The sequence below is a fragment of the Billgrantia tianxiuensis genome, assembly GCF_009834345.1.
Lineage (GTDB): Bacteria > Pseudomonadota > Gammaproteobacteria > Pseudomonadales > Halomonadaceae > Halomonas > Halomonas tianxiuensis.
The window spans coordinates 4,116,612-4,139,422 of the sequence record NZ_CP035042.1 but is presented as its reverse complement, the minus strand read 5'-3'; the positions used below and the strand labels follow the sequence as shown (position 1 = coordinate 4,139,422).

The 22,811-nt window shown below is 64.7% G+C and carries 19 protein-coding genes and 1 pseudogene; 7 read left to right on the top strand and 13 right to left on the bottom strand.

Annotation, left to right across the window (positions count from 1 at the left end):
* Positions 1-47 precede the first annotated feature (47 nt).
* Complete coding sequence (locus EKK97_RS19225; protein WP_159554388.1) at positions 48-914, top strand: DUF6544 family protein; 867 nt, start codon at positions 48-50, stop codon at positions 912-914.
* A gap of 12 nt (positions 915-926) precedes the next feature.
* On the opposite strand, the gene EKK97_RS19220 is transcribed toward EKK97_RS19225, so the two are convergent.
* The 4 genes from EKK97_RS19220 to EKK97_RS25515 form a co-directional block, all read right to left on the bottom strand.
* Positions 927-1,241 (bottom strand): helix-turn-helix domain-containing protein, encoded by a 315-nt coding sequence (locus tag EKK97_RS19220; RefSeq protein ID WP_159554386.1) that lies wholly within the window; start codon positions 1,239-1,241, stop codon positions 927-929.
* A gap of 2 nt (positions 1,242-1,243) precedes the next feature.
* A complete protein-coding gene (locus EKK97_RS19215; RefSeq protein ID WP_159554384.1) occupies positions 1,244-1,582 on the bottom strand; it encodes a toxin in 339 nt (112 codons plus the stop codon).
* A 316-nt stretch (positions 1,583-1,898) separates the two neighbouring features.
* Entirely contained in the window at positions 1,899-3,161 is a 1,263-nt protein-coding gene (locus tag EKK97_RS19205; protein ID WP_159554382.1) for a DUF4236 domain-containing protein, read from the bottom strand.
* An 18-nt stretch (positions 3,162-3,179) separates the two neighbouring features.
* The gene (locus EKK97_RS25515) at positions 3,180-4,220 is read right to left on the bottom strand and encodes a potassium channel family protein (protein WP_277987321.1); all 1,041 of its coding nucleotides are present in this window, start codon (positions 4,218-4,220) and stop codon (positions 3,180-3,182) included.
* Between EKK97_RS25515 and EKK97_RS23980 the strand changes: the two genes are divergently transcribed.
* The 3 genes from EKK97_RS23980 to EKK97_RS19185 all read left to right on the top strand — a co-directional run bounded on the left by EKK97_RS23980 (position 4,158) and on the right by EKK97_RS19185 (position 5,989).
* On the top strand, positions 4,158-4,634 hold the full coding sequence (locus EKK97_RS23980; RefSeq protein WP_340162986.1) for a DUF6544 family protein: 477 nt from the start codon (positions 4,158-4,160) through the stop codon (positions 4,632-4,634). The two genes, EKK97_RS25515 and EKK97_RS23980, sit on opposite strands and share 63 nt — an antisense overlap.
* Before the next feature lie 216 nt (positions 4,635-4,850).
* Positions 4,851-5,180 (top strand): hypothetical protein, encoded by a 330-nt coding sequence (locus tag EKK97_RS19190; protein WP_159554378.1) that lies wholly within the window; start codon positions 4,851-4,853, stop codon positions 5,178-5,180.
* Positions 5,181-5,587: 407 nt separating this feature from the next.
* Positions 5,588-5,989: a YybH family protein gene (locus EKK97_RS19185; protein WP_159554376.1), complete on the top strand. Its 402-nt coding sequence runs from the start codon at positions 5,588-5,590 to the stop codon at positions 5,987-5,989.
* A gap of 96 nt (positions 5,990-6,085) precedes the next feature.
* On the opposite strand, the gene EKK97_RS19180 is transcribed toward EKK97_RS19185, so the two are convergent.
* The 4 genes and pseudogenes from EKK97_RS19180 to recC all read right to left on the bottom strand — a co-directional run bounded on the left by EKK97_RS19180 (position 6,086) and on the right by recC (position 16,705).
* Positions 6,086-6,841 (bottom strand): phosphatase PAP2 family protein, encoded by a 756-nt coding sequence (locus tag EKK97_RS19180; protein WP_159554373.1) that lies wholly within the window; start codon positions 6,839-6,841, stop codon positions 6,086-6,088.
* Between the two features lie 61 nt (positions 6,842-6,902).
* Positions 6,903-9,260: an exodeoxyribonuclease V subunit alpha gene (gene recD / locus EKK97_RS19175; RefSeq protein WP_159554371.1), complete on the bottom strand. Its 2,358-nt coding sequence runs from the start codon at positions 9,258-9,260 to the stop codon at positions 6,903-6,905.
* Positions 9,257-13,052: pseudogene (gene recB, locus EKK97_RS19170) on the bottom strand (exodeoxyribonuclease V subunit beta). The gene recD and the pseudogene recB overlap by 4 nt, the downstream one beginning before the upstream one ends.
* Complete coding sequence (gene recC, locus EKK97_RS19165) at positions 13,049-16,705, bottom strand: exodeoxyribonuclease V subunit gamma (RefSeq protein WP_159554369.1); 3,657 nt, start codon at positions 16,703-16,705, stop codon at positions 13,049-13,051. Before recC ends, recB begins: the two are co-directional and overlap by 4 nt.
* Before the next feature lie 170 nt (positions 16,706-16,875).
* Between recC and EKK97_RS19160 the strand changes: the two genes are divergently transcribed.
* Positions 16,876-17,868 carry a 5'-nucleotidase gene (locus EKK97_RS19160; RefSeq protein WP_159554367.1) on the top strand — a complete coding sequence of 331 codons (993 nt, stop codon included), beginning with the start codon at positions 16,876-16,878 and terminating at the stop codon, positions 17,866-17,868.
* A gap of 113 nt (positions 17,869-17,981) precedes the next feature.
* On the opposite strand, the gene EKK97_RS26180 is transcribed toward EKK97_RS19160, so the two are convergent.
* Together EKK97_RS26180 and EKK97_RS19150 are read right to left on the bottom strand one after the other, a co-directional pair.
* Positions 17,982-18,170 (bottom strand): EF-hand domain-containing protein, encoded by a 189-nt coding sequence (locus tag EKK97_RS26180; RefSeq protein ID WP_422673579.1) that lies wholly within the window; start codon positions 18,168-18,170, stop codon positions 17,982-17,984.
* 139 nt (positions 18,171-18,309) lie between these two features.
* Positions 18,310-19,032 carry an SDR family oxidoreductase gene (locus tag EKK97_RS19150; RefSeq protein WP_159554365.1) on the bottom strand — a complete coding sequence of 241 codons (723 nt, stop codon included), beginning with the start codon at positions 19,030-19,032 and terminating at the stop codon, positions 18,310-18,312.
* A gap of 240 nt (positions 19,033-19,272) precedes the next feature.
* Between EKK97_RS19150 and EKK97_RS19145 the strand changes: the two genes are divergently transcribed.
* Entirely contained in the window at positions 19,273-20,217 is a 945-nt protein-coding gene (locus EKK97_RS19145) for an AraC family transcriptional regulator (protein ID WP_234286680.1), read from the top strand.
* A gap of 57 nt (positions 20,218-20,274) precedes the next feature.
* Positions 20,275-20,889: a flavin reductase family protein gene (locus tag EKK97_RS19140; protein ID WP_159555864.1), complete on the top strand. Its 615-nt coding sequence runs from the start codon at positions 20,275-20,277 to the stop codon at positions 20,887-20,889.
* Between the two features lie 35 nt (positions 20,890-20,924).
* On the opposite strand, the gene EKK97_RS19135 is transcribed toward EKK97_RS19140, so the two are convergent.
* The 3 genes from EKK97_RS19135 to EKK97_RS19125 form a co-directional block, all read right to left on the bottom strand.
* Positions 20,925-21,464 (bottom strand): helix-turn-helix domain-containing protein, encoded by a 540-nt coding sequence (locus tag EKK97_RS19135; protein WP_159554363.1) that lies wholly within the window; start codon positions 21,462-21,464, stop codon positions 20,925-20,927.
* A gap of 211 nt (positions 21,465-21,675) precedes the next feature.
* Complete coding sequence (locus EKK97_RS19130) at positions 21,676-21,957, bottom strand: EF-hand domain-containing protein (protein WP_159555863.1); 282 nt, start codon at positions 21,955-21,957, stop codon at positions 21,676-21,678.
* A gap of 180 nt (positions 21,958-22,137) precedes the next feature.
* Positions 22,138-22,740, bottom strand: coding sequence for a 2-hydroxychromene-2-carboxylate isomerase (locus EKK97_RS19125; protein WP_159554361.1), 603 nt, complete (start codon positions 22,738-22,740; stop codon positions 22,138-22,140).
* Positions 22,741-22,811: the final 71 nt, after the last annotated feature.

The window sequence follows — 22,811 nt, the reverse complement described above, 5'->3', positions numbered from 1 at the left end:
CTCTGAAGGCTGAAACGGGAACGGCAGCGGAGCGAAGGAGCAGGCGAATGGCATACCTGGCAATGGCCATAGCCCTGCTGCTGGCGCTAGTACTCATCGGCGTACTGGCCATGCAGGCCTGGCGCCTGACCGACAACAGCGCCATGGAAAAGGCCTGGACCTGGCTGCAAGCCCAGGCGCCCGCCAGCGTCGAAGCGTTCGACCCCGCCATGGTGGAAGGCCTGCCCGATGCCGCCCGGCGCTACTTCCGCTACACCATCGCCCCGGGCACGCCGCTTCATATAGTCAGCGTGATCCGCATGACAGGCGAGATCGGCCTGGGTAGTAAGGAAACACCCGGCTATCGCCCCATGCGGGCACGCCAGCTACTCGCGCCACCGCACGGCTTCATCTGGCACCTCGAACGGGCCGGCGCCGGCCTGATGCAGATGAGCGGCTCGGACGGCATGGCGGAAGGCCGCTCCTGGACGCGCTTCTGGCTCAACGGCACGCTGCCCGTCGCCAGGGCCGGGGGCGACGACAACCACCTGCGCGCCTCGTTCGGGCGAGCGGTGGCGGAAGCCGCCTTCTGGGTCCCGGCAGCGCTGCTGCCGCAGCACGGCGTGCGCTGGGAAGAGACCGGCGAACCCAACCTGGTACGAGCGATCATCACCCACGGCAGCCTGGAGCAAGCGATAGAGATCGCCGTGGCCGAAAACGGCCAACCGCGCTGGGTGCAAATCCAACGCTGGAGCAACGCCAACCCCGAGAAGGAGTGGCGGCTCCAGCCCTTCGGCGGCTACCTGGACGACTTCCAAAACTTCGAAGGCTTCACCCTGCCCACCCAGGTCGAGGCGGGAAACCACTTCGGTACCGAGGCGTACTTTCCGTTCTTCCGGGCGAGGGTGGAGGAAGTGCGGTTTTCGGTGTCGTAGCGCTCAATTGCACTAGGCAAGATCAGCGAGATGCTCGAGGGTTTCAGGATACTTCTGGACCAGCCGGATGAGTGTCATGGCCTGGGCATTGGGCTTGGCGCGGCCTTGCTCCCAATTCTCCAGCGTCCTTGGGTTGGTGCGGAGGTACATGGCGAAAACCGGGCGGGACATATGCAGCCGCTCCCGCAGCTCGATGAGCTCGCTGGCTGTGACGTCGGGAACCTCTGCCAGCTCTACGGAGTGGGAGCGTAGCGTGCGCTTGCCATGGCGCTCATCTGCCAATGCATCGAAGCCCTCGATGAGTTCATCAAAAATGTTACGGCCCATGGTCATGTCCTCGCGTTGATTTCCGCATCCAGCAGCTGTCTCAGGGTCTTGCGCTGGGCTGTCGTGAGGTCATCCTGTGAATCCTTGTCGTACAGGGTGAACAGCCAGAACTGGGAGCCTCCCAGCCACCAGTAGTAAATGATGCGAACACCGCCCCGCTTTCCCTTCTGCCGCTTGGGATCACTGAACCGGACCTTGCGCAGCCCGCCTGTTCCTTGGATGACGTCACCGGCCCCAGGGTTCTGAAGCAAGAAATTCTGGAAGGCACGAAAGGCGGCGTCATCGAAGTAGGTGGAACGGTGCCGCTCGAAGGGTGGCAGCTCGACAAATATGGCTTTCATGTAGTGTACGTAGATTGCGTATAGCTTTGCTGCAGCGCCAGGCTATGTCAAGCGCACACGATGGTTCGACATAGAGATATTACATCAGCAAAGGGCGATGGTTTGCCTTCCCTCGAATCAATCCTCACTCCACCAATCGCAGCTCGAGGACATGGCGAATTCGTTCACCGCCCCACTCATAGCCGAAGTGCCGGCCCTGCCAGGTGGCCGACAATACTGGCGGACGAAGCACCGCGGCATACTCACCGCCCGGATCACGCACGCTTGGGTAGACGCGTGGGGCTCCCAGGCCTTATTGCCTTTTTCTTGGAACCTGTTAGTCAATCAGCTGTGCGCGACAGCTTGCCAGCGCTTCGACATCGAACGGTTCAATAGGCTTGAATACTCCCGTCTTGGTCATTTTTCTTCGCAGCTCGAAGCGCTCCAAAGTGGCAGGTGGCTCGATGTCGGCCAAGGCCTGGAAGTTGATTTCTCGCCACTGGGGCTTAGTGACCAGGACGCTGTAGAGGTAGCTTTCGGTGGGTTGTCCAGTACCAGCGTCGAGTGCCGGCATGTAGGCCGATACCAGCGCCACCTGAACGGTTGGGAGGCGGTGGAATATCTCACCCAGCACCCGCATCGCAACACCATGAGCGTAGTCGCGGTAGAGCATTCGACGTCGCGTGGAGGCAACTTTTTTGACGGAAACCTTTGCCTGTTTGGCGGCCAGGTTGTACTCCACGTCCGGGAAGGCATCCTCTTCGGGTAGCTCGATGTCGATAGCGATGGTGCTGGCATCATCACCGAGATCGAAGCTCACGTTCGTCTCCCTCGGCCATGGGATTTCCCCCAGATGTTCCTCAAGGACATTGGCCATGGCATCGAGGCTCGTCAGTACTAACTCGGTCTCTTGCTTGCGCCGTTGCCGTTCCTGCTCGTTGAAGGCTCGCGCCGCCGCCTCCCATTCGCTGAAGGCGTGTGCGTATTGCCCAGCCCGTTGCTCGTTCTGTTCTTCTAGCCGACGCCCCGCCGGTGGCCAGATACGGCACCACAACGTCGGCTTGAGGCGAGTCCAGCGCTGAGGCTCAGGCTCGGAAAACGCACGAGCCTGAAACACTGGGGTGTCTCGTGGGGGCAGCGTATCAAGGTGCACCGTCGCCAGCGCGGACAGATCGGCGTTTAGCCGATCGCACGCTTGCTGGAGCAAATCGCGCATGCCCTCTCCAGCGTACTTACGAAGTACACGGAGCTCCGTCTCATCATATGGCTGGCCATCGTCGTCGGTGATCACGACCTCGCCGTTCTCATCGACACGGACACGCGCAGCTGCCGAGCCACCTGTCTTGAGCTGTTGCTCAAGTATTTTTCCCGCAGAAGGTGCCCCCGCCAGGGCGCTGGTTGAGCGCCGGCCACCGCTCTTGTTGAGCTTCTCACGGAAGGCGAGGCCGGTACCCGGCAGCCCCACGTTGGCATAAACGCCACGACTCCCTACGCTTATCTTGGCGCCACGAGGACCGATGGAGGCCCCGATCCCGCTTTTGCTGAGGTTGAGGCTAATGCCTGGGGCAATACGGATGCGGCGACGGAATCGAAGTGCCATTCCCTGCTCCCTGTCTTGTCACTTGTTGTTGTCGTTTTCAGCCTGCTCCCGACGTTTCTGCATGGCATCGCTGAAAGCAGCAGCCAGGATGCCGGTCGGCATGGCGATCATGCCGATGCCGACGATGGCGGTCAGGCCTGCAAACAGCTGCCCAGCCGCAGTCACCGGTGTCACGTCCCCATAGCCCACCGTGGTAAGTGTGGCTACGCTCCACCAGAGCGCCCTGGGAATGCTCCCGAAGGCCTCGGGCTGATGGCTGGCTTCCAGAACATAGATCACGCTGCTGGTGACGATCAGCAGTGCCACAGCCACCATCAAGCTTACCGTGAGTTCATAGCGCCGACCGCGCACTGCTGAATAGAGATCGCCGATCGCGTTGGAGAAGTGCCCCAGGCGCGCTAGCCTGAGCAGCCGGATCAGCTTGAGCAGACGCAACGCAAAGGCGTTGACTGCCCCCATGGTCAGGAAGAATGGCAGAATCGCCAGCAGGTCGATGATTGCCCATGGGCTGACCATGAAGCGTAAACGTCCAGCTAGCCCTCGATATCGAGCATCTTCGCCAGCCGCAATCACGCGCGCGACGTACTCCACCAGAAAAGCCAAGGCCAGCACTGCCTCGGCGGTGACGAAGAAGCTAGGAGCCAGCGCTCGAACTACCGGCTCCGTCTCCAAAATCGTCAGTGCCGTTGCGAGAATTATTACCACGGCGATGAAGCGGTTGGGGATCGACAGCCCAGGAGCTTGGCGAGCGGTGGGCTCGAGCATCAGGTAAAGGCGACGGCGCCAACCCGCATAGGGGCTGGCCTTCTGGCTATCCAATGGCTGCATGCGTCCCCCTATCCCGTCGCCAGCTGGCCAGTTCAAGCTTCTCAGACCCATTGCCAAAATGAATGGGGATCGCAGCATTATTAGCATAATGCTTAGGTGTACGGATGGCGCTATTGCCAACGCTTCCACCGAGCCCTCACGGACGAACAGCATGGCGGAAGGCAGCTCCTGGACGCGCTTCTGGCTCAGCGTCACACTACCCGTCGCCAGGGCGGGGGTGACGACAACCACCTGCGCGCCTCGTCCGGCCGAGCGGTAGCGGAAGCCGCCTTCTGGGCCCCGGCAGCGCTGCTGCCCCAGCACGGAGTGCACTGGGAAGAGGCCGGCGTGCGCTGGGAAGATACCGGCGAGCCCAACCTGGCCCGAGCGATCATCACCCACGGCACCCTGGAACAAGCGATAGAGATCGCCGTGGCCGAGAACGGCCAACCGCGCTGGGTACAGTTCCAGCGCTGGAGCAACGCCAACCCCGAGAAGGAGTGGCGGCTCCAGCCCTTCGGCGGCTACCTGGACGACTTCCAAAACTTCGAAGGCTTCACCCTGCCCACCAAGGTCGAGGCGGGCAACCACTTCGGCACCGAGGCGTACTTTCCTTTCTTTCAAGCGAGGGTGGAGGAGGTTAGGTTTCCTGTGGCGCAGAGCTGATCCTTTCGTAGAGCTGCGTTGATTCTCGTCATAGGACAACACATGTTTCGGTGCTAGGCTGAAACGCAAAGATACATAACAATACAACCGTACGCGTAGGACAATCGCCTGGAAAAGGAATCCACTGAGACTAAGCTAACGCTCCAGCCGCTTGGCTGTCGAGAGCATGTTATCCAGCGCCGTTACTCCCAGTGCTATAAAATTTCGCGAGCGAGGATGCCTGCCACGCTGGCCGGTATCGATACAAAGCGGACTGTCGAAGGTTATATTATAAATGAGCAGGGATGCTTAATTTTTTGTGATGAATGCTGGGTGGTGATTGGCTTGCAAGGGTGGTGGTTGGTAATTTCCTGTGCAGCAAGTTGGCGGGGTGGGTCCATGAATCGTATAGTTGGCTTTGTGGTTGTTTTGTTGACTCTTGTTTTTATTTCTGAATGCAGCGCCGCGGCAGGAAAGAGTTATATTAATCCTGAGTATTTAGGGTATGGGTTTTCATCTGTGGCGGTGTATGTGAACAATAGGGGAGATGTTGGGGGAGTTGCTTGAGGAAGACAGTATCTGCTTTGATAGGCGCACTATCAGAGTCAGGAATGATTTAACTTTTGTGTTGCAGGGAGTGGGTTGGGCAATAGGCTTTATGGCCTTGGGGTTTATGTATGCAATGTCCCGCTTATGGCCATATTGGAAACGTTAGTCTATGCTGATGAAAAGCGTTTGGCAGCTGTCGGCCCATAGCGGCCATGGTGGCAAATGCAGCATGCCCGTACATCAGTGTTATGCGGCATGCGCGATGACAGATGTTATTTGGCCGAGCCATTCTTAATGTCTCTGAGTTTCAATGGTTGAGGGGGAAAGTGGCGTGAAGTATGACATTGTTAAACGTGCATGCGGATTCATCCGATATCATGCCGTGTGGTTTAATGCCTGTTGGACATCGAAGCACAGGAGCTCACATGCAAAGAGATAAAGAACAAATTCGGCAGCTTGTATCTACTTGGATGGCTGCCACTAAATCGGGCGATGCCGAGACTGTCTTGTCACTCATGTCCGAGGATGCCATCTTTCTGGTCACTGGCCAGCCGGTAATGAGAAAGAGCGATTTCGTAGCCGCGGCCAATGCCCAATCGGGTGAAAATGCGCCGCAGTTTGATGGCACGAGCGAAGTTCAGGAGATCAAGATCCTGGGAGAATGGGCTTATATGTGGACTAAGCTCACCGTTGTGGTTACGCCGCCTGGCGGTAAAACAGTCACTCGTGCGGGCCATACGCTATCCATCCTCAAAAAAGAGAACGGCAAATGGGTGCTTGCACGGGATGCAAACATGCTGGCTCCAGTGCCGGAGGATGGCGAATGACGCCCAACAAGGCGCTTCAGCCGACCGCCAAACCTCTGCGCGGTTTCCCAGCTGAGCTTGAGCGTTAGGATTCTGCGGCTCCCATCGCTTGATCACCTACTCAGTACCCGAGCTGCTCTCTTCTGTCTCTACCTGCCCGCGCCGCTGCAACCAGCGCATCACCAGCCAGCACAGCGCGGCCCAGGCCGCTCCGGCGGTCCAGCCGGCAAGTACATCCGTCGGCCAATGCACGCCGAGGTAGACACGGCTGATGCCCACCAGCAGGGTGAGCAGTATCGCCAGTATCAGCAGGTAGGCCTTCAGCCTCAGCGCCGGCTGTACTCGAATGAGCAGGGCGGCCAGGGTGAGGTAGGTGACGGCAGACATCATCGAGTGACCGCTGGGGAAGCTCGCGGTGTAGACCATGGCTTCATGCGGCACGAGGTCGGGCCGAGGACGATCGAAGCCCATCTTCATCAACGTGCTGAGCAGCATGCCGCCTGGCACCACGACCGAGGCAAAGAGCGCCGCGCGATAGTGCCGGGCGAGTAGCAGGTAGCCCAGGGCGCCCAGGGTGATCACGACCAGCACGCCGACACCGCCGAGCGCGGTAAAGTCCCGCCCCATTTCCTCGACCCAGCCCGGGCCGAGCGGATCGGTGTGATCGGCAGGATTGCGCAGGGAGAGCAGCAGGGTTTCGTCGATGCTCTGGGTCTCTCCCTCGATGACAGCATCGGCCAGTTCGATGAACCCCCAGACCCCGCCGGAAAGGACCGAGACACACAGCAGCACTGCCAACTCGTAGCGGCCGAGCCGAGCCAGCAGGGAGAGGCCGTGGCGTCTCACATGTTCGATTTTTCTGTAGTGCTTCATTCGCAACTCCCTTGCTTTGATAACTATACATGTCGATTTCCAGGGCACCCCTTGGGCTTTATTACAACTTCCCCAACCCACTCACCCTGACCACCTCCCTCGTCACCGCCTCATCCAGCATGCCGCGGCCCGTCTCCACCAGCGTCAGCCAGTCCCGCGCCCGGGTGATGCCGGTATAGACCAGCTCCCGGGTGAGGATGGGATTGGGGGCGTCGGGGAGCAGCAGGGCGGTGTGGGTGAATTCCGAGCCCTGGGATTTGTGTACCGTCATGGCGAATACGGTTTCCACCGCTTGCAGGCGGCTGGGCAGCACCCATTTGATGTCGCCGCTGCCGTCGCTGGCCGGGAAGGCGACGCGCAGCAGGGTGCGGCCGGGCGTTTCGCTTGCGCTGCGAGCTTCGGGCACGGCGAGGGTGATGCCGATATCGCCGTTCATCAGCCCCAAGCCGTAGTCGTTGCGGGTAACGAGCACCGGGCGGCCTTCGAACCAGCCCTGTTCCAGCTCCAGGTCGCTGGCCTTGAGCCAGCCGGCGCGGCGCAGTGCGCGGCCGATGCGCGGGTTCAGCCCTTCGATGCCCCAGGGGCCTTTTCTCAGTGCGCACAGCAACTGGAAATGGCCGTGGGCGGCGAGTACCTGGCGGGCCCAGTCGTCGTAGGGCTGGCGTGCATCGCCTTCGCCAAAGAACGGCTGGGCGGGCCGCGCGGCCTGCCTCACTTCCAGGTAGTGAGCGTAGCCGCGGGGCGGGGCGATGGGCTCGCCGCGTCGGTCATGGCGGCCTTCGCCGCTGTTGATGAAACCAGCCGGGTTGCCATTCACCACCAGGCGATCCAGCGCCGAGTCGTCGGCGTCCGCCAGGGCGAGCCGGGCGATGTCGGCGTAGCGTGACTTTTCATCAGTGCCGAAGATTTCGCGTACCGCGCGTTTTTTCTCTTTTTGCCCATGCTCGGGTGCGAGCGGGCGGTTGACCGCTTCGGCGAGCTGGCCGATGCCGCTTTTGGCATCGAAGCGGTGGCTCACCCGCAGCATGGCGATGGCCTGGTCCAGCGGCTGGCCGGTTTCGTCCCGGTATTGCTCGGGAATCGGCGTGCCGGTCACCCGTTGCAGCCAGTCGCAGGTGGCCGGGGTGTAGTGGCCGCCTTCGGCGCGTTGGCACAGGTCGCCGAGCACGGCGCCGGCCTCCACCGAGGCGAGCTGGTCCTTGTCGCCGAGCAGAATCAGTCGCGCCTTGGGCGGCAGGGCGGTGAGCACGGCAGCCATCATCTCGATATCCACCATCGAGGCTTCGTCGATCACCAGGGCGTCCAGCGCCAGCGGGTTGCCGGCGTGGTGACGGAAGTGGCGGGTATCCGGCCGTGAGCCCAGCAATCTATGCAGCGTAGTGACTTCGGTGGGAATGCTGTCGCGCAGGGTTGAGATATCCACACCCTGTTGGCCCACGGCGGCGGCCAGTTCCACCAGCGAAAGCCCCTGCACCTGCTTGGCGATGGATTCGTTGAGCCGGGCGGCAGCCTTGCCGGTGGGGGCGGCCAGGCGAATGCGCAGCGGGCGCGGGGCGCTTGAGCCCGCCTGTACCGGCTCCCCCAGGGCCAGCGCCTGGAGCAGGGCGAGCAACTTGACCACGGTGGTGGTCTTGCCGGTGCCGGGGCCACCGGTGATCACGGCGAAGCGCGAGCGGCTGGCCAGCGCACAGGCGGCCTGCTGCCAGTCGAGTTCATGCCCTGGGGTAAAGAGCGCGGCCAGTGCCCGGGCCAGGGTGACGGTATCGGCTTCTGCCTCGGTGGCGGCTGTAAGCCGGCTGCCGATCAGGCCGCGAATGTCCTGCTCGTACTGCCAGTAGCGGCGCAGGTAGAGCCGCACGTTGCCGTCGCGTTCGCTGCGCACCAGCGGGGTGTTTCCCGGTGGTTCGTTGCCGTCCGCCACCAGGGCGGTGTGGTGCAGGGCGTCGCGCCAGGTGGCGAGATCCAGTTCGGCCAATAGGTCGCTTGGCAGCGGCGGCGGGTCGCTAAGGTCGTCGCCTTCCGGCGGCAGCGAGAGCGCCAGGTCGGGAGCGGCGAGGGTCTGGGCGAGGTCGAGGCACACGTGGCCGCGGCCAAGCTGATGGCTGGCCAGCGCCGCGGCGAGTAGCAGCAGGGGCGGGGCGTCGTTCACCTCGCGCTGGAAGAAGCTCGCCAGTGCCCGATCCAGCGCGCGCAGCCAGCCGCGCTCCACCCAGCGGTCGAGCAGGGCGAACAGTGCCTGGGTGTCGTGAAGCGCGGCTTGTGCGCTGCCCGGCGCGGCTTGGTTCGGTTCCGGCTCGGCTTGGGGCGGTTCAGGTTCGGCGCCCTCGTCGGCTGCCTGGCAGCTGCCTGCTGGTTCCTCTCCGAGATCGGCGAACAGGTCCGGGGTGGCGTCGTCGTGGTGCTTGATGCGCTTGCTCATGCCGGCGCCTCCGTGGTGGTGCGGGTGCCTGCCGCTCGGGTGTCGCCCTGGAACAGCGCGTCCAGCGCTTCGATCAACTCCCGCGGGGGGCGCTCGGCGTATACGCCTCGGCTCTCGGCGTTGGCGCCCCGGAGAAAGACGGTGAGCGAGCCGCCGATATGGCGGTCGTAATCGTAGCCCGGCAGGCGCGCCTTGAGCAGACGATGCAGGGCCAGCAGGTAGAGCGCGTACTGCAGGTCGTAGCGCTTGGCGGCCACCGCCTGGCGCATGGCCTCCTGGCTGTAGGCGCTGTCGTCCGGCCCCAGGTGGTTCGATTTCCAGTCGGCCACGTAGTAGCGCCCCTCATGCTCGAACACCAAGTCGATGAAGCCCTTGAGCATGCCGTTGAGGGTGTCGGCATCCAGCGCGGGGCGGGGCAGGCCGGCATCCGAGCTGTTATCCGGGCTTGCCAGTGTGTAAGCACTTACGAGGGCGTCCAGCCGACGGGTGTCGACCTGGCGCGAGGCGAACCAGAACTCCATCTCGACCTGGTAGCGGCTGAGCGCTTCGAGCCTGAGGCTGCCCGCGCCGTTGGGCAGCGGCAGCGGGGCGGCGAGCAGGGTGCCGAACCAGGCGTGCAGGGTGTTCAGCCACGGCTGCCAGCCGCGCACCTGGCAGCGCCGGGCCAGGGTCTCCTCGCGCAGGGCGGGGTCGCGGGCCACGCGGGTGAAGCCCAGTTCCCCAGCCCACTCCAAAATCCCGTGGAGGAAGGTGCCAGGCCCTGGACCCCGGGGGAACCGATGCAAGGAAGGCAACGGTTCGCTCTGGCCGCTGTCGCGGGGCTCTTCCAATACCTCCAACGCGGTGGCTTCCATGGCGGTGGCGGGTTCGGGCAGGCTGTCGCTCCGCTGCGCTTCGCTGTCATGGGGGCTTGGCGGTAAGTCAGTCCTTACTGGGGCGCTGGCCGATTCGACGCTGACGATCTCGCCGGAGAGGCGCAGCGCCGAATAGCTGGCAATCCACCAGTGTTCCCGGGCGGGGCGCGTGGGGGAACGTGCTTCGCCAAGGGCATCGTCGCGCTCGGTCTGGCGGACGATCTGCGCATGGGCCGGCGGCGCCGGGGCGATCTCGATGGCGGCGCAGTCGCCCTTGAGCCGGGTGAGTGCGCTGGGGAATCCTGCCGGGCTCAGCGGTTCGCCGTTGGCCAGCAGCTGGCCGATGGCGCTGCCTTCGCCGCCCTTGAGCGGGGCCATGCCAAGCCAGGTGGCGTGGCGCGCGCGGGTCAGCGCCACGTAGAGCTTGCGCAGGTCCTCACCCAGTCGTTCGCGGTCGACGGTGGCCAGGGTCTCCTCGTCGGCTTCCAGGCTGATGCGCAGGCGGCCCTCGGCGTCGTGCCAGCGCAGCGGCGAGTCGTCCTTCCTGGTCGGGCGGTGGTTGCAGATGAAGGGCAGGAACACCAGCGGGTACTCCAGCCCCTTGGACTTGTGAATGGTGATGACCTGCACCAGGTCGGCGTCGCTCTCCAGGCGCAGCTTGTGGGTATCGCCGTGGCCTTCGGGGTTGGCGATGGCTTCGGCGAGAAAGCGGATCAGCGCGTGTTCGCCGTCGAGCTCCTGGCTGGCGTGCTGCAAGAGTTCACCCAGGTGCAGTAGATCCGTTAGGAAGCGCTCACCCTCGCTGGCGGGGCCGCTGGAGAGCAGCCGCTGCGCCACGTCGAAGTCGTGGATGATCTTGCGCACCAGTGGCAGCACGCCCTGGCGCTGCCACAGCCGATGGTAGTCGCGGAACTGCAGCACGCGGCCTTCCCAGGCCAGCTCGTCTTCGTTCAACTTATCCAGCGTGGCGTTTTCGAGCCCCAGCACCGGGGTGGCCAGGGCGGTGCGCAGCAGTCGGTCCCCCTGTCCTGAAGAAGCGCCGGGCTCGGCGCAGGCGCGCAGCCAGGCGTCGAGCTGGGGGCGACGGGCGAGGCGAACACCTTGTCCTTGTCCGAGAGGTAGACGCTCTTCACCCCGCGCCGGGCCAGCGCCTGACGGATAGAGCGCGCCTCGCCCAGGCCGTTGACCAGCACCGCCATATCGGAAGGCTTGAGTGGCTGCAATTCGCCCTGCTCGTTGAGGAAGCCGGTGCGGCCACTTAGCCCCTCGTTGAGCAGCTCCACCATGGTGGAGGCGCAGCGCTCGGCCATCTCCTGCTGGTAGGCGGTCTTGGAGAGCGGTTCGTCGCACTCAAGCTGCCACAGGGTCATCGCCGGCAGGGGCTGGCCCTGGCGGGTGAGTGAGTCTTTGCGACCTTTCGCTCCCACGGGCAGGAAGGGAACGGGGTTCCCCTCGGGCGAGTTGAACAGGAAGGCGCCGGGCGGGTGCGCTTCGGCGAATGCGAAGCAGCGGTTCACCGCCTCGACCATCTCGCGGCTGGAGCGGAAGTTGGTGCCCAGGGTGACGTGGCGGCCTTGGGTGTCGCGGCGGGCGCGCAGGTAGGTGTGGATGTCGGCGCCGCGGAAGGCGTAGATCGCCTGCTTGGGGTCGCCGATCAGGAAGACTCCGCACTCTGGGCGGTTCTCATGGATGCGGTAGACGCAGTCGAAGATGCGGTACTGCACCGGGTCGGTGTCCTGGAACTCGTCGACCAGGGCGACCGGGAACTGCCGGCGTATCTGCGCGCCCAGCGCTTCGCAGTTGGGGCCGGTGAGCGCCCGGTCGAGATGGGTGAGCAGCTCGTTGGGGCCCATCTCGGCGCGGCGTTCCTGCTCGCGGTCGAGTCGCGCCCGGCACCAGTGCACGGCGTGGGTGAGCAGGTCGGCGTAGGGATCGGGCAGGGCGTTGAGTTCGTCCTGGAGCTTTTCCAGCGCAGCCAGCGCCGGGTGATCCGGCGGCTCGCCCTTGAGCCAGATATCGGCCATACCCTGGGGCGTGAGGCGCTTCCAGGCGGCATCGGTCAGGCCGGGCCAGGTGGCCTCCCCTTGGCACCATTCACGCAGGGCGCCGAGCCAGTTGGCGCGGCTCTTGGCGTTGAAGCTCTGGCCCTTGAAGGCCTTCTGCTGGGCGGCCTCCTCGAACAGCGCTTCGCACTCGTCCACCCACTGGGGCCAGGGGGCCTTGAGCTGGGCCAGGCGCTCGGCGGTCTCGCGGCTGGCGTTGGCGATGGTCTCGGCCGGGGCGGGGCATTCTTGTTCAGCGCTTCGGCTTCGGGCATCAGACCGCGCACGGCGGCGTGGAGCTGCTCGGGCGTGCTCCAGTGGCGCACCACGGTGGCCAGCTCGTCGAGGTTGAGCGGGTAGTAGAAGCTGCGCCAGTAGTCGCGCACCACCTCGAGTTCCATCTCGGTCTGGTCGTTTTCCAGGTCGAGCGAGAACAGACTGCCGCTGTCGAAGGCGTGCTCGCGCAGCATGCGATAGCACCAACTGTGGATGGTGGAGACGGCGGCTTCGTCCATCCATTCGGCGGCGAGCTGCAGGCGCCGGGCGCAGGCGGGCCAGGTGGCGGGGTCATACTGGTCGCGTAATTGAAGAAGAAGACCGTCGCCCTCGGCGCCTTCCACCGGTTGCAGAAAAACATTGGCCGCCTCGACCAGCCGCGCACGGATACGCTCGCGCAGCTCCTGGGTGGCGGCGTTGGTGAAGGTGACGACGAGGATCTCGGGCGGCGTGAGCGGGCGCTCGAAGGCGGTATCGTCGTCGGCCGAGCGGGCGCCGAGCACCAGGCGCACGTAGAGCAGGGCGATGGTGAAGGTCTTGCCCGTACCGGCGCTCGCCTCTATCAACCTGCTCCCATGTAAGGGAAAATCGAGCGGATTTAGCTGCGTCACGTCGCTCATTTCTTGCCTCCCGCTGTCTTCCCTCTTCCCTCTTTGCTCTTCCCTTCTTCTTTCTTGTCGCCTTTCACGGCCAGATGCACCGGGGCGAGCAGCCGCTCAGTGAGTTCGGCGAAGCCGAGCCTGTCCTGGCGGGCTTCATAGAGCGCGGTGAAACTCGGCCAGCGGTGGGCGAGGTAGGCATTGCGGCCCGCCTCGCCGGCATTGAAGTCGTCGCCGTTGTAGGCGCTGGCGGCGGCGCGCCAGGCGTCGCTGTCGCGCTCGCTCTCCGGTGTTCCCAGCTTGCTCAGCCACACGAAGGCGGTGTCGCAGGCCAGCGGCAACGGCATCTGCATGCCGGCCTGCCAGGTGCGGACGATCTCGCGCAGCTGCTGGCGTGCCGCTTCCGGATCGAGGGGCGGCAGGGTGACGTGGCCGGCCTTGGAGAGCAGCAGGCTGGTCATGGGCCTGTCGTTCAAATGCCCGGCCAGGTGCGCAACCCAGTGGCGCAGAATGTGCGACCAGCGGTACTTGCCCTTCTTGACCAGGCTGCTGCTGGCGAGCACCAGGCGGCAGCGCTCGCCGGTGGCGCTCTCGCGCAGCTCATCGAGCCAATCCTCGAGGGGCGGGGCGCCGGGCACGTCGAGCTGCACCGGCTCGGGCTCCTCGATGTCGTGGGGCCAGGCTTCCAGCGCTTCCTCGTAGGCTTCGAACAGCGCGTCCATCGGTTCGCTGAGCTGTTCGCGCATGCGCTCGCCGAAGGCGCCCATGGCCAGCACGCCTTGGCCCTGCAAACGGTCGAGGGTGTCGAGCAGCACGGGCAGGCGCTCGCGGCCTTCATCCACGGCGCGGCGCTGCTCGCGGATCAGCAGGTCCTGTAGCTGCCAGTTGGCGAGACCGTCCAGGTCGAAGGGCTCGTGGTCGAGGCTGACGATGTCCTCGCGTTCCAGGAAGACCTTGAGGCGAGTGGTGAAGAAGGCGCGGGCCGGGTCTCTCAAAAAGCTCCCTAGCTGCGTGAGAGTCAGCGGGGCGTCCTGCGCGTATGGCGTCAGCTCGAGGGGTGCCGCTGCCGGAGCCGCTTCACCATGCACCTCGCGCCATTCGTGGGCGAAGGTGAACAGCCGCCTGGCGGCAACGCTGCGTTCGGCCTGCTGCGCCGCGGTGGGGAAGTAGGTGCGGCTGAACGGCTGCAGCGGGTGCTCGGTGGTGAGGGCGTCGAGCAGGTCGCTGCCATCGCTTGTGCGCCAGCCGGCCTGTAGATGATCGCGCAGCTGGCCGACCAGCACCGAGGGTGGCTTTTCGCTGTTGTCGACGATGCTGCGGCCCACCCAGCTGACGTAGAGCTGCTCCCGGGCGGAGAGCAGTGCTTCCAGGAACAGGTAGCGGTCGTCCTCGCGGCGCGAGCGGTCGCCGGGGCGGTAGTCGCCGTTCATCAGGTCGAAGTCCATCGGCGGGTGGCTGCGCGGGTAGTCGCCGTCGTTCATGCCCAGCAGGCAGACCCGCTTGAAGGGGATGGCGCGCATCGGCATCAGGGTGGCGAAGTTCACCGCGCCGGCCAGGAAGCGCTGCGACAGGCTCGGCTCGTCGAGTTGGGACAGCCAGTGCTCGCGCACCACGGAAAGCGGCAGCTCACGGGCCAGCCCCGCCTCCTCGGCGCTCTCCTGCCAGCTCTGCAGCGCCTGTTCGAGCTGGGCCAGCATCAGGCTGTCTTCCGGCGCTTCCGCCAGAAAGCTCGCTTCCAGCAGGGTGCGCAGGCGCGCTACCCAGCCGGCCACGTCGGTGGGCTCGCGCAGGCGGCGCCACTGCTGTTCCAGGGTTTCCAGCAGCGCGGCCAGCGGGCCGGCAAGCGCCGCTTCCAGCCCGCCGATGTCGTCGAAGGGTTCGATGCCCTGCCACGGGCCGCTGGCGGCTTCGCCCACGGCGTAGCCCAGCAGCAGCCGGCGCAGGCCGAAGGCCCAGGTGTTCTGCTCCATGCCGGCGGGCAGGTCGAGGCTGCCGCGCTGGCCGGCGTCGAGCCCCCAGCGGATGCCGGCGCCCTCGATCCAGCGGCGCAGGGTGGGCACGTCCTGCTCGTCGATGCCGAAGCGAGCGCGGAGGGCGGGCACGTCGAGCAGGTCGAGCAGGTCGCTCACCGAGAGGCGCAGCTCCGGCAGGCGCAGCAGTTTCTCCAGCGCGATCAGCAGCGGCAGGCGGTGGCGGCTGCCCTGGTCGGAGAGGGTGAAGGGGATGTAGCGCGGGTCGTCGCGCTCGATCTGGCCCCTCGCATATTGACCGAAGACCGCCTGAACATGCGGAGCGTAGTGGTCGATATCCGGCACCATCACGATCACGTCGCGGGGCTTGAGCTTCGGGTCGGCGCTGAAGGCGGCGAGCAACTGGTCGTGCAGGATCTCCACCTCGCGCTGGGGGCTGTGGGCGGCGTGGAAGACGATGGAGTCGTCGCGGCTCGGGTCCACCGCCGGCCAGGTCTCGTGGGTCTCGTGCAGCGGGCGCAGCTCGCGGATGTCGTCCTGCAACTGCTGCAGCAGCCGGCCGTCGCCCTCGCGCACGAAGGGCTCGAACAGGTCGATGCGCAGCGAGTCGGCCCGGAACAAGGCCTCGTACTGCTGGGCGTCGTCGTGCTCGTCGAGCAGGCGCAGGTAGTCGCGGCCCTGCTTGCCCCAGGCGGCCAACAGCGGCTGGGCGTGCAGGTGCAGGCTCTCGGCTCCGTCACCACTGGCGTCGCCAACGCCGAGTACGTCGAGCCGCTCGGGCATGCCGGCCTTGCGCCGCTGGCGGTAGCGCTGGGCGCGGAGCAGGTCCTTGTGCTCGATGATGTCGGCCCAGTAGTGCTGGCAGGGGTTGTGCACGCACAGCACCACCTGGCAGCAGCGGGCGATGGCGGCCAGCGCTTCCAGCGCCTGCTGGGGCAGCGAGGAGATGCCGAACACCATCACCCGCCGCGGCAGGCCGGGGGGGCATTCGCTGCCGTGAAGCTCGCGAGCGGCGGCGAGAAAGCGCTGGTGCACCATGGCGCGGCTGGAGGCCACGCCGTCGTCGCCCACGTCCTCGGCAACGCTTTTCACCACGGCACGCCACAGGGCGGGCTGCCAGCGCTGGGTGTCGTCGATAGGGCGGGCCTCGCCGCGGGCGGAGATCAGCACGTCTTCGCCGCGGGACCAGGCCTCGAGCCAGTCGGCGCGGTACACCTGGTACTGATCGAGCAGGTCGGCCAGGCGCTCGGCGAGCTGGTGATGCTTGCGCAGGTCGCTGTCGCCTTCGAGGAAGCGGCGCAGCGGAGCGAACTCGTCGCGCGGCATCAGCTCCGGCAGCAGGCGCAGCAGCCGCCACAGCAGGCGCGACTTGTCGAAGGGCGAGGTGGCCGGCACCGCGTTGGGGTCGCCTTCCACGTGGTTGAGCACCGCGCGGTAGGCCTGCCACAGGAAGCGCGCCGGCAGCGTGACGTCCAGCGCGGCGGCGATGCCGCTGCCGCCGTCGGCCTCGTCGGCGGCCAGCGCCAGCTTCATCCACTGGCCGATGCCGTTGCTCTGCACCAGGATCGTCTCGTTCTCCAGCGGTGCCAGCGGGTGGCGCTTCATCCACTCCACCGCCACGCCGCGCAGGTCCTCCAGGCGATTGCCGTGAACGACCATAAAGCCGGGGGTGAGGTCATTCTGCAGAGGGGCGGCGAACGGCATGGCGGGTCCTTGCTGCAAACTTAAATACAGTTTTGCAGTTTTACAGGTTTACGCTTTTACAGTCATGCGCTTCCAAGCCGAGACGCCTATACGGATAGGCGCTTGTCTGGCCGAAAACTCTGAGGCATGGTCTGGAGATCGTGCGTTGCACTTCTTCATCAGGGACGACCATGGCCTACGATCTCAGCGAACGCTTGGTAATCGGGCTGGCATCCAGCGCCTTGTTCGATCTGGAGGAATCCGATCGGGTCTTTCGCGAGCAGGGCGAGGCGTCCTATCGCATCTATCAGCGTGACAACGAGAACAAGCCGTTAAGCACTGGCGTTGCCTTCCCGTTCATCAAGCGTCTGCTGTCGTTGAACGAGCTGAGCCCGGACAACCCGCCCATCGAGGTGGTGCTGCTTTCACGCAACGATCCGGAAACCGGGCTGCGGGTCATGAAGTCGATCGAGCACCATGAGCTGGGCATCACACGGGCCATCTTCCTGCAGGGGCGTTACCCCCATCGCTTCATTCCGGCGTTGAACATCAGCCTCTTTCTGTCCGCCAATCGCCAGGACGTCGACCAGGCGATCCTGGCCGGGCATCCGGCGGGGCAGGTGCTGTCATCGGGCGATCTCGACCTGACCGACGAGGAGGAGCTGCGCATAGCCTTCGACTTCGATGGCGTGCTGGTCACCGACGAGTCCGAAACCATCTACCAGCAGCAGGGGATCGAGGCATTTCGCGAGTACGAGCGGGCCAATGCACAGGTGCCGGCGGAGGCGGGTTTGCTGGCCGTTTTCCTGCGCAAGCTGGCGCATATCCAGATGCTGGAGAAGCAGCGCGAAGAGGAAACGCAGGGAGCATATCGACCCAAGGTCAGGGTTTCCATCGTCACCGCCCGCAACGCGCCGGCCCATGAGCGGGTCATCCACACCATGCGTAGCTGGGGCGTGACGGTCAACGAGGCCTATTTTCTCGGCGGCATCGCCAAGGAGCATGTCCTCGGCATTATCAAGCCGCATATTTTCTTCGACGACCAGGCGTCTCATCTCTCGGCCACCAGCGATATTCTGCCGTCGGTGCATGTGCCGTTCGGTCAGCTCAATCAGGGCCTCGTTTCCGGTGAGGAGGGGGCGTCTCGACCTGTCCACTCCCTACCTGAAGAGAATTCGCCTTGAAATTAGCCAGCCTTCTGCCAGAAACGACGAAGGGGGCCTAGGGGCCCCCTTATCAATGTGCAGGCTGAAAATGCTATTGCTTGCCTGCATTGGCTTTGTGCTATGCCCACCGATCAACGCGGACGGTGGTGGAACTCCTGGCGGGAGATCCTGCCGTCATGGCTGCGATCCATGAACAGGAATATCTCCGGCAGCGTACCCGCCTGGGCCTCTTCACGTGAGATATAGCCATCCCCATCCAGGTCCAGCCGATCGAAGCCGTTCTGGCCGGTATGCGAGGAAGTGGGAGGTAGCGGAACCAGCTCTTCTGCCCCTTTTCGGCCAAGGCAAATCCCGAGGCTAGAACGAGGGCAAGAAACAGTGCGGTTTTCTGATATTTCATCTGGCTATTCCTTCGGCAATTGAATGACTGCTGAGTGCGGCTCATTGCGGTGGCTGGGCTTATGCCGGGCTGGCGGTGGGGCGGACCACGATTTCGCTGGTGTCCACGTCGTCGGGCTGGTCGATAACATGGGCGATGGCCGTGGCGATGGCGTCGGGCTTGAGCGCGATCTGGCGGTAACTCTTCATTGCTTCGGCGGCGCCGGGATCGGTGATGGTGTCGGCCAGCTCCGATTCGACGACGCCGGGGCAGACGCAGGTGACGCGCAGCGTGTCGTGCTCCTGGCGCAGCCCGTCGGAAATCGCCCGCACGGCATACTTGGTCGCGCAGTAGACGGCGGCGGTGGGCACCACATAGAGCCCGCCGATGGAGGAGATGTTGATTACCTGTCCGCTGCCCTGGGCCTGCATGGTGGGCAGTACGGCGGCTATGCCATGCAGCACGCCGCGGATGTTGACGTCGATCATGCGGTCCCATTCGTCGACCTTGAGCGAGGCCAGGGGCGAAAGCGGCATGACGCCGGCATTGTTGACGATCACGTCGATGCGGCCATGAAGCTTCAGTGCAGCATCGGCGAAGGCCTGCACGTCTTCGCGCAGGGTGACGTCCAGCGCGTGGTACTCCACGTTGCCGCCCTCGCTGCGAATGCCCTGGGCCAGCGCTTCCAGCCTGTCGGTGCGGCGTGCGCCGATGACCAGCCGATGGCCGTGGCTTGCCAGCAGGCGGGCGGTAGCCTCGCCAATACCGCTGCTGGCGCCGGTGAGAAGGATGACTTTGCTCATCAGGGTGACCTCCGTAGGGGTGGCTTGAAACGACCCTCTCGCTGGGCTCGGAAAGCGACCCGTGGGTGAGCCCAGGAGCCAGAGCGTCGTTGAGACAAGACTACGGAGGCGGTGGCAAGGCCGACAGAGCCAATCCTATCGAAGTCTTGCCTGATCCTATTTGTGAGGCTGCGATATCGAGCAAAGTTTGCCGTTTGAATTGCATAAAGATAAATTGATCCGGAAACGAGGAGTTTCCCTGTGGCCAGCCTGTCTTCCCCTCCCCCCCAACAGCGCATGATCGAGCTGCTGTATCGGCTCGCGCCGCACGAGGGCTATACCGAGTCACAGCTGGATGGGGTGCGTTTCCTGCGTTCCAATCGTCCGCTGAAGCTCACCCCGGTGCTGTACGAGCCGAGCATCGTGATCGTGTGCCAGGGTCGCAAGCGAGGCTACCTGGGCGGTGAGGTCTATCTCTACGATGCCCTACACTATCTCGTGCTGTCGGTACCGCTTCCCTTTGCCTCGGAAACCGAGGCCAGCCCCGAGGAGCCGCTGCTGGCCATGTCGATTCGACTCGACATGGCCGTGGTGGCGGAGCTGGTCTTCCTGCTGGACCAGATGGATGCGCGCACTGAGGCGCCGCCGCGGGGCATCCTCTCCACGCCGCTCGGCGCGTCCATGGCGGATGCCACGCTCAGGCTGCTCGAGGCGCTGGCCTCGCCCACGGAAGCGCAGGTGCTGGCGCCCAATATCGTGCGGGAGATCTGCTATCGCGTGCTGGTCGGCGAGCAGGGCGGCAGCGTGCGCGCGGCGCTGGCCCAGCAGGGCCAGTTCGGCAGGATCGCCAAGGCGCTGCACCGCATCCACGCGGAGTTTGCCGAGCCCCTGGAGGTGGGCCGCCTGGCCGGCGAGGTCGGCATGAGCACGGCGGCCTTTCACGTGCACTTCAAGGCGGTGACGCAAACCTCGCCCCTGCAGTACATCAAGTCGACGCGACTGCACCAGGCACGGCTGTTGATGATCCGGGATGGCCTGCCCGCCGCCGCCGCTGCTGCCCGGGTGGGCTACGAGAGTCCTTCGCAGTTCAGCCGCGAGTTCAAGCGCTTCTTCGGCCGGCCGCCCGGCGAGGAGGTGCGCGAAATGAAGGCTTCGCTGGCGCTGTTGCCGCCGGCCCAGGCGGCGGGCATGGCGATGACACATTGAGCAATGCCTCGGCGGGTGTAGGATGGAAGGCCTTACCGAATGCAACAAGGGCTGGCCATGAGCGACTATCTGCTGGAAGAGTCACCGCTGAGCAGCGGGGCCATCTATCGCCTGTTCTGCGGCACCATCTGCCCGCGCCCCATCGCCTGGGTGTCGACCCACGATCGCGACGGTAACACCAACCTGGCGCCGTTCTCCTTCTTCAACGTGGTGAGCGTGGCGCCGCCGGTGCTGGGCTTCTCGCCGCTGCTCAATGGCGAAAGTCAGCCCAAGGACACCATTCGCAACCTGGAGCAGGTGCCGGAGTGCGTGGTGCACATCAGCGGCGAGGCGCTGGTCAATGAAATGAACGCCACCAGCGCCAGCCTGCCGGCGGGAGAGGACGAGTTCGCCCTGGCCGGCCTGGAGAAGGTCGCCATGCCGGGGCTGTCGGTGCCGCGGGTGGCGGCGGCCCCGGTGGCCTTCGGCTGTCGGCTGCGCGAGATCGTGCGCTTCGGCGACCAGCCCATGGCGGGCTGCCTGGTGCTGGCGGAGGTGGTGTCGATCCATATCGACGATGCCATCTGGAACGGCCGTCACGTGAGCGTCGAGGCACTCAAGCCCATCGGGCGGATGGCGGGCAGCGACTACGCCCGTACCAGCGACTTGTTCGGACTGGAGCGGCCGTCGTGAGGTGAGGGTTGCGAGACGCAGGTGCTTCCGTTGTCTCAGTCGTTGGGCTCTTCGGCATGCTGGCGACGCCAACGCTGTGGTGTCATGCCCAAGCGGCGGTGAAAGTGGCGAGTGAAGTGCGATTGGTCGTAGAAGCCGCATTCGTGCGCAATGTGCGATAGCGGTGCAGTACTGGCCAGCATCATCTCGCAGGCCAGGGCCAGGCGACGGCGGGTCACGTAGGCCAGCGGCGGTTCGCCGAAGGTCAGCTTGAAGGCGTGCGAGAAGTGACTGAGGCTGAGGCGCGCTTCGGCTGCCATCTCCTTTACGTGGATCGTCGTATCTAGGTGCGTATCGACGAAGGCGATCACGCGCCGAATCTGCCAGCCGACAAGCCCACCATGCAGCGCCGGCTCCGGTGCGGTTGCCAAAGGTGCCTGTGCCAGCAGCAGCAGGGCCTCGGCCAGGCTTTTGCGTGCCGCTTCCTGATCCCGGGCCAGAGTCGCCGTGGCTTCGTCGAGCAGTTGGATCAACCTTTCCCGCATCTCATGGATGGTGCTTGGTACTCGCGGTGTCCCGGCAGGTAACGGCGTCATTGGCATCGCCCCCGAAAGTTCGGACATCCTGGGCGAAGCTGGAGTCTTGTCGCTCAGAGGGTCTGGTTCCGTTGAACGGGCCGTTAAGAAGTATAGGCTAGCCCAACTCCCGCCAATTCCCATTCGGGCCTGCCGGACAGCTGAATTATCTCCTCCAAGCACAGACGCGAGTGCCTAGGCACTCGCGTCGACACGGGCAGGGATATCGCGATCAGTTAGGGTGATAGTCGTACTCCTGACGGCTGAGAAAGCCGTCGCGATTGTGGTCGAGCTCCCAGAACGAATCGGTCAGCGCCGCACCGACGGTTTCGGCCTGCGACAGCCGGCCGTCGTCGTCGGTGTCGAGTTGATCGAAGCTACGCTTGACCAGCGGGGCTTCCATGCTGCCGCTGCGGGTCATCAGCGGGCCATCCTCGGGGCCAGGACGTTCGGCTAGCGCCGTGATGGGAACGCTGGCCAGGGCAAGCAACAGGGCAAGTGTGCGAAGTCTCATGTTGGCGACCTCCTGTCATGCTCCAGGGGTAACGAGCCGGAAAGTCCGGTTCGTCGCATTGATGATGAGACGTCGCCCAGGATGGGGCTTGCCCGGCCGTGCGGTGGTTTGCACGTTTCTGCTGTGCCAAACGATGAAGTCGTCGTGACCGCCTCAGCGCCGACGCTTCGCAGCAGAGGATCAAAACGCTCCGGCGAGCTTCTTCTCGACCAGCTCCAGGCGGTCCTGGCCCCAGAACGGTTCGCCAGCGACCTCGTACCATGGCACGCCGAAGCAGCCGGCGGCGACGGCTTGCTCGCAGGCATCGTCGAGCCGCTCCTGCCCCGCTTGGGTTTCCGATTCGTCCAGCAGCGCCTGGCCGTCCAGGCCGCAGGCATCGGCGATCTCGCGCAGGGTGGCGAGGTCGGCAATATCGCGTTCCTCGGCCCAGCAGGCCCGCAGGATGGCCAGCGAGAGTCCCGCAATGCCGTGCCCCTGGGCCTTGGCGCTCAGCGCCATGCGTGCCGCCGGGCGATCGTCGGTGGGGAAGTGCTTTGGTTCCACGTTGAGCGGAATGCCCAGCAATTGCGGCCAGCGCTTGAGCTCGATCAGGCGATAGGCCTGGCGCTCCGGCGCACGCTTGGGCAACGGCAGCCCGCCGGTCCGGGGGAACACCGCGCTTACCGTGACCGGCACGTAGTCGATGGTGGCGCCGTGGTGGGTAGCGATTTCGCCTAGCCGGGCGTGGCCCAGGTAGGTCCACGGCGATACCAGGCTGTAGTAGTAGGTGATGGTGTGCGACATGGGGGCTTCCTCACATCCGTTGCGTAGGGTTTCCTGAGGCTAGCGCGCTTGGGGGTAAGTGTCCCGCTTTT

Coding starts and splice junctions, on each gene's coding strand:
- EKK97_RS19150 (WP_159554365.1), bottom strand. CDS start 19,032: ATGAGCAAAGTCATCCTTCTCACCGGCGCCAGCAGCGGTATTGGCGAG.
- recC (WP_159554369.1), bottom strand. CDS start 16,705: ATGCCGTTCGCCGCCCCTCTGCAGAATGACCTCACCCCCGGCTTTATG.
- EKK97_RS19190 (WP_159554378.1), top strand. CDS start 4,851: ATGCCTGCCACGCTGGCCGGTATCGATACAAAGCGGACTGTCGAAGGT.
- EKK97_RS19130 (WP_159555863.1), bottom strand. CDS start 21,957: ATGAGACTTCGCACACTTGCCCTGTTGCTTGCCCTGGCCAGCGTTCCC.
- EKK97_RS19160 (WP_159554367.1), top strand. CDS start 16,876: ATGGCCTACGATCTCAGCGAACGCTTGGTAATCGGGCTGGCATCCAGC.
- EKK97_RS19225 (WP_159554388.1), top strand. CDS start 48: ATGGCATACCTGGCAATGGCCATAGCCCTGCTGCTGGCGCTAGTACTC.
- recD (WP_159554371.1), bottom strand. CDS start 9,260: ATGAGCAAGCGCATCAAGCACCACGACGACGCCACCCCGGACCTGTTC.
- EKK97_RS19180 (WP_159554373.1), bottom strand. CDS start 6,841: ATGAAGCACTACAGAAAAATCGAACATGTGAGACGCCACGGCCTCTCC.
- EKK97_RS19185 (WP_159554376.1), top strand. CDS start 5,588: ATGCAAAGAGATAAAGAACAAATTCGGCAGCTTGTATCTACTTGGATG.
- EKK97_RS19205 (WP_159554382.1), bottom strand. CDS start 3,161: ATGGCACTTCGATTCCGTCGCCGCATCCGTATTGCCCCAGGCATTAGC.
- EKK97_RS19135 (WP_159554363.1), bottom strand. CDS start 21,464: ATGACGCCGTTACCTGCCGGGACACCGCGAGTACCAAGCACCATCCAT.
- EKK97_RS19125 (WP_159554361.1), bottom strand. CDS start 22,740: ATGTCGCACACCATCACCTACTACTACAGCCTGGTATCGCCGTGGACC.
- EKK97_RS19220 (WP_159554386.1), bottom strand. CDS start 1,241: ATGGGCCGTAACATTTTTGATGAACTCATCGAGGGCTTCGATGCATTG.
- EKK97_RS19140 (WP_159555864.1), top strand. CDS start 20,275: ATGAGCGACTATCTGCTGGAAGAGTCACCGCTGAGCAGCGGGGCCATC.
- EKK97_RS19215 (WP_159554384.1), bottom strand. CDS start 1,582: ATGAAAGCCATATTTGTCGAGCTGCCACCCTTCGAGCGGCACCGTTCC.